The sequence below is a fragment of the Caldisericum sp. genome (assembly GCA_022759145.1).
In the GTDB taxonomy this organism is placed as follows: domain Bacteria; phylum Caldisericota; class Caldisericia; order Caldisericales; family Caldisericaceae; genus Caldisericum.
Genome location: JAEMPV010000149.1, coordinates 1 through 5,111 on the forward strand (window position 1 = coordinate 1; position 5,111 = coordinate 5,111).

The 5,111-nt window shown below is 37.0% G+C and carries 7 protein-coding genes; 5 read left to right on the forward strand and 2 right to left on the reverse strand.

Translation table 11 applies throughout. From position 1 onward, the window contains the following. The first annotated feature begins 92 nt into the window (after positions 1 to 92). Genes JHC30_08050 through JHC30_08065 form a run of 4 tightly spaced genes read left to right on the forward strand, consistent with a single transcriptional unit; the run spans position 93 to position 2,680 of the window. The gene (locus JHC30_08050; protein ID MCI4464093.1) at positions 93 to 479 is read left to right on the forward strand and encodes a PadR family transcriptional regulator; all 387 of its coding nucleotides are present in this window, start codon (positions 93 to 95) and stop codon (positions 477 to 479) included. Then, positions 476 to 1,009, forward strand: a complete 534-nt coding sequence (gene yfcE, locus JHC30_08055) for a phosphodiesterase (GenBank protein MCI4464094.1) — start codon at positions 476 to 478, stop codon at positions 1,007 to 1,009. The genes JHC30_08050 and yfcE overlap by 4 nt, the downstream gene beginning before the upstream one ends. Continuing rightward, a complete protein-coding gene (locus JHC30_08060; GenBank protein ID MCI4464095.1) occupies positions 1,006 to 1,764 on the forward strand; it encodes a ParA family protein in 759 nt (252 codons plus the stop codon). The genes yfcE and JHC30_08060 overlap by 4 nt, the downstream gene beginning before the upstream one ends. A gap of 7 nt (positions 1,765 to 1,771) precedes the next feature. Beyond that, entirely contained in the window at positions 1,772 to 2,680 is a 909-nt protein-coding gene (locus JHC30_08065) for a ParB/RepB/Spo0J family partition protein (GenBank protein MCI4464096.1), read from the forward strand. Here the strand turns inward: JHC30_08065 and JHC30_08070 are convergent. Both JHC30_08070 and JHC30_08075 read right to left on the reverse strand, forming a co-directional pair. Continuing rightward, on the reverse strand, positions 2,669 to 3,202 hold the full coding sequence (locus tag JHC30_08070; GenBank protein ID MCI4464097.1) for a prepilin-type N-terminal cleavage/methylation domain-containing protein: 534 nt from the start codon (positions 3,200 to 3,202) through the stop codon (positions 2,669 to 2,671). The genes JHC30_08065 and JHC30_08070 overlap by 12 nt on opposite strands. Continuing rightward, positions 3,183 to 3,749 (reverse strand): molybdopterin-dependent oxidoreductase, encoded by a 567-nt coding sequence (locus JHC30_08075; protein ID MCI4464098.1) that lies wholly within the window; start codon positions 3,747 to 3,749, stop codon positions 3,183 to 3,185. The genes JHC30_08070 and JHC30_08075 overlap by 20 nt, the downstream gene beginning before the upstream one ends. A 156-nt stretch (positions 3,750 to 3,905) precedes the next feature. Here JHC30_08075 and JHC30_08080 point away from each other — a divergent pair. After that, positions 3,906 to 5,111, forward strand: a 1,206-nt coding sequence (locus tag JHC30_08080; GenBank protein ID MCI4464099.1) for a cache domain-containing protein, incomplete at its 3' end; no start/stop codon positions are given.

Here is a 5,111-nt window from a genome sequence, read left to right on the forward strand (position 1 = left end):
TTAGTGTATTTTGGTTTGAAGTTCGGGTTGTTGCTTTTAAAAATTTGGGATTCGTATATAATTATAAAAATTTATAAGTTGAGGTGAAGAAAATGTTTGAAAATGTATTTAAAAAAGATGGTAAAAATTTATTTCTTACAAGTTTTCTTGGTTCAAAAGAATTCTTGTACTTTTACATACTTCACCTTCTAAACGAGAAGGATATGTACGGTGAAGAAATTTCGAGGGCTATTTTGGTTATCTCGAAAGGCAATTGGTATCCAAACCCTGGGTTTATTTATCCGGTGTTAAAAAAGCTAAGCGTAAGTGGATACATTAAGGGAGAGTGGCTTTTGGGTGAGACAAAACACCCAAGGCTTGTTTACAAAATTACGGAAAAAGGAAGGCAATACTACAGAAAGTTAAAAAATGAATGGAAGGAAGGCTTAAAGGAATTTATTGATATTTTAAAAATGATTGATGAGGAGGGCATAATATGAAAATTGGCGTAATTTCTGACATCCATGGGGATTTTTTATCTCTTAAGGCGGTGTTCTCTGAGTTTGAGAAATTAGATATAAACCTTGTGCTTGTTTTGGGAGATATTCTTTACCACGGCCCAAGGAATCCAATGCCTGAGGGATATAACCCAATTGGTGTTGCAGAACTCATAAACAACGCTGAATTTAATTTTATTTTTGTTAAAGGAAATTGCGATGCTGATGTTGACCAACTCGTAATAAAATACCCGATATTGCAAGAGTTTGCGCTTGTCCACATTGAAGGAAATACGCTTCTTTTAACTCATGGGGATAAGATTGAAAATTTTGAAGAGTTTATGGGAAAGTATAAAGGGATAAAGGCGCTCCTTACAGGGCATACGCACATTCCAGTTGTTGAGGAGACAAAATTCGGGCTTCACATAAACCCGGGCTCGATAAGCCTCCCAAAGGGTGGGTCTAAAAAGTCGTTTGCAGTTTTGGATATTGATAAAGATAAATTCATAGTAGAATTTAAGGAGATTGTATGATAACAATTACGATTGCAAACCAGAAAGGCGGCGTTGGAAAAACAACAACTGCGGTTAATCTTGCATCTTTTCTTGCAAGGAAAAATTTCAAGACACTCCTTATTGACCTCGACCCACAGGCAAATTCGACATTTGTATTCCTTGACAATCCTTCAAAGAAAAGTGCATACTCTCTTTTTGTAGAGGAGATTGACCCTGCAGAATTAATCCACGAAACCAATGTGCCAAATTTGTTTCTGATGCCCTCATCAATCCACCTTGCAAAGGTCGAACGAGCACTTGCAGGCGTATTTGATGCACCGCTAAAATTAAGAAAGACCATCGGAAAAATTGCAAATATGTTTAGTTTTGTAATTATGGACACACCGCCTTCCCTGGGGCTTCTTACTGTAAATGCACTTGTTACTTCTGATTATGTAATCATCCCCATAACGCCCTCCCCCTGGGCGCTTGAAGGTGTGCAGGATTTTCTTGATACTTTTGAAGGCGTAAAGGAGGCATTCAACGAAAGGTTAAGGATTTTAGGTGTTCTTGTTACGATGGTTGACCAAAGGACAACGCTTTCAAGGGATGCAACAACCAAAATAAAGGAACTTTTTGGAGACCTTGTTTTTGAAGAGCCAATTGGAAGGTCTGTCCGTCTTGAGGAAAGCCCTGCATTCAAAGAGGATATTTTCTCATTTGCGCCAGATTCAAAAGGCGCAATTTCATATGCGCTTTTTGGAGAAAGCGTCTTAAAAAGGTTAGGAAAGTAGGTGCAGAATGGATAAGAAAGGATTGCCAAAAGATTTTAATTTTAGGTTTGATAAGGACTACATTGAGGAACTTGCAACAGAAAAAATCCATGCAAAAGTGCTTGAATTGAATGTAAAGGATGTCGAAATCGACCCGAACCAGCCTCGAAAGACTTTTAACGAAGAAAGCCTTAAAGAACTTGCAGATAGTATCGAAAGGCACGGCGTGTTAGAGCCAATTTTAGTAAGAAAGGTTGGCTCCAAGTATATGATTGTTGCAGGAGAAAGAAGGTTCAGGGCAACGCTTCTTTTAAAAAGAGAAACAATTCCTGCGATTGTTATCGACCCTAAAAACGAAAGCGTTGTAAGAGAAATACAGATTGTTGAAAACCTGCAAAGAGAAGATATCTCACCTATCGAGAGAGCAAGGGCAATTTATGAGTATCTCAAGCCATATGCGAAGGATAAAAGTGTTAAAACCCTCCTTATAAATTACAGAATGGGGAGAGATGTGCCCGAAGATTTTGCGCTCACCGTGAGCGCATTGTGTAAAGCAATCGGAAAAGCACCAATTACCCTCATCCGCTGGATTAGCCTTCTTGAATTACCTGAGGAAATTCAAAAGAAAATTGACGACCCAAATTCTCCCTTAACTTCAAAGCATGTTGAAAGCCTTCTTAAGGTAAAAGACCTTGATGTGATAAAGAAAGTTGTAAAAATTATTGAAGAAAATGAACTATCAGCAGATGATGTTGCAAATGTAGTAAGTACTCTCAAACACTTTAAGCCTGCAAGCCTGAAGAGTGCTATAAAAAGTGTTCAAAGTGCATTGAATATAATAGATTTTGTAGACGAAAAAAACAGAAACTCATTAAGAGACGAACTTAAAACACTAAAAGAACTTGTAAATGAATTGGAAGAAAAATTAAGGGACTGAGGGAACTTCTGTTGTTATTACAGATGCTGAGGAGTTGCCGTAACGGACGAGGTATTTTCCATTATCAATTTCTGCATAAAGAACATAGTTTGAACCATCTTTCGAGCCATAATAGAGTTTTTTGGAAGTACCAAAAGGATTCTTCATATTTTGGATGCTCTGGGGGCGGAGGATATACTCTATGCCCCCATCTTCGTTAAGAAAGGTCTTATTGCCAGGCTTATTTAAGTCTGCATTTACTCCTAAAAGTTCTCTTGCCAACTTTGAAGTAGGCGCTCCACTATCAACAAGATAGCCAAACTCCTCTGCTGGATCCACAGGGTTTGGGTAGACACCCCAGTCCTGCTTATAATCTTCAAGGTCTTTTGCAAGGGAGTCAAAATTACCTGTAAGTTGCGCAAGGCGCCCTCTATTAAGAACATTTGCAAAAACAGGGACTGCAATACTTACAAGAATAATAATTATTGCAATTACAATCATTAACTCAATAAGTGTAAAACCCCTATTTTTCAAAGCGCTCATTTTTGTATATATCTGCATTCCTTGAATAACCTTTCTTTTCCCAGTAGCCCGGGATATCTTCGTTAATTACCTCAAATTCAACCACCCACTTTGCGTCTTTATAGGCGTATTTACCGTTTACAACAAGCCTTAAAGGATAGCCATTTGCAATATCAAGAGGCTTTCCGTCCATTTCGTAGGCAAGAAAGGCATCGTCACTTAAAAGAAAATCCAGAGGCAAATCTGTTGAATATCCGTCGAGTGTCTTCACCATAACGAATTTGCCTTCAGGTAAAACTGAAATGTCTTCAAATAACTCTCGTGGGTAAATTCCAGAAAAAACGCTTCCAAGGTAACTCCACCCATCAACGCAGTGAATATCAAATTGGACGCTATGCTTTGGCATAGAAAAAATATCTTTAAGAGCAATTGCGCGAGGATTTTTCACAAGCCCTGTAATTTTTACAGTATAGTTATCAACATCGATTTCTTTTGGCTTCCCAAATATGGAAATTGGATAAAGCCGTCCTGCAGGTTTTTGTCCTGGTGGCATTTTAAATTCTCCCATTTTATCACCTCAAAATATTATAGCAGGTTTAGTAAATTTTATTGAGGCACTTATTGAAAAAGACACCTTAGCACTTTCGCTTTATAATTGCTAAAAATTGGTTTAAATTATTGCAATTTTCACAAAACCTGTATAATTGAGTGGGTGGATAGGAGAATGGATTGGTTACTTATTATTCTTGAATATTTAGTTTTTACCCTGCCTGTTTTTATTGGTTTTGCAGTTTCCTTCCGCTGGTTTTTAAGAAGCAAATCTTATGAAAAGATTCTCTATATAGTATCCTTTTTCTTGCCAGTTGTATCAATTCTTTCTCTTGTTAAAGTATTTTATATAATCGAACTTTCGCCAACTTCATCTGCTTTTGTTGTTGCTAACTCAATTTTTGCAATAGGATTTTTGATATTTACAATTGCAATAATACTCCAAACTAATGGAAGATCCCTTGCAAAACCTGATACAATCGAGATATTGGGAGTAATACTTCTTATCACTTCTTCGCTTTTATTAAAGCATAGGATAGAAATTATTGACTATATTTCCTGGGGGCTAATCGGTATAATAACGATTCACTTTGGAAGGGGATTTGCATATTCAAAGTATGGAAGAGGGAGAGAAAAAAGTGCCTACATAGTTATGTGTGTATTTGCAGGACTTTCAATTCTTCTTAAATTGCTTATCTATCTGGACAAAATCCCCCTTAAGCCAACTATTTATATTTCACTTGCACTTATGCTCCTTGCCTTTCTACATTCAGTCCTTATCTGGTGGAGAGTATCAACTCTTATGCCTGCAAAAAATATAGTAGATGAAGTTTTTAAAGCAAAGGTTTCAATATTTAGAAGGTTGATAATGCTTTCTCTTCTTGCAACGATTATTGTTTCTGGAATTTCTTATGCTGGCTTTTATACATACAGGAGAGAAAAAGCACGCCTTACATCAGAACTTGAACTCAATGTCCAGAGGACATTGTTTACACTCAGCGATAAACTTAATAATTACATTATTAACGAGGTTGAAATACACCTTTCGTATCTTGCATCAACTCTGGATCTCGATAACATTAACAGAGAAAAGTACGAAATAGAAAAATTCTACGAAACACATAAAGAAACTATCGCTTCAGTTACTCTTATGAATAATGAGGGGATAATAGTTTATACTTACCCGTATACCTATAGCATTGGAAGCGATATCTCATCACAGCCGCATGTCCAGGAAGTTTTAACAAAGAAACAGACTGTCCTTTCAGAGCCATTCAGGGCAGTGCAGGGATTTGATGCTATAGCAATACATATACCACTATTTAAGGAGAACGAATTCTTCGGGACAATTGCAGGGTTAATCGACTTAAAAACTCTTTCA

Coding starts and splice junctions, on each gene's coding strand:
- JHC30_08070 (MCI4464097.1), bottom strand. CDS start 3,202: ATGAGCGCTTTGAAAAATAGGGGTTTTACACTTATTGAGTTAATGATT.
- yfcE (MCI4464094.1), top strand. CDS start 476: ATGAAAATTGGCGTAATTTCTGACATCCATGGGGATTTTTTATCTCTT.
- JHC30_08075 (MCI4464098.1), bottom strand. CDS start 3,749: ATGGGAGAATTTAAAATGCCACCAGGACAAAAACCTGCAGGACGGCTT.
- JHC30_08060 (MCI4464095.1), top strand. CDS start 1,006: ATGATAACAATTACGATTGCAAACCAGAAAGGCGGCGTTGGAAAAACA.
- JHC30_08050 (MCI4464093.1), top strand. CDS start 93: ATGTTTGAAAATGTATTTAAAAAAGATGGTAAAAATTTATTTCTTACA.
- JHC30_08065 (MCI4464096.1), top strand. CDS start 1,772: ATGGATAAGAAAGGATTGCCAAAAGATTTTAATTTTAGGTTTGATAAG.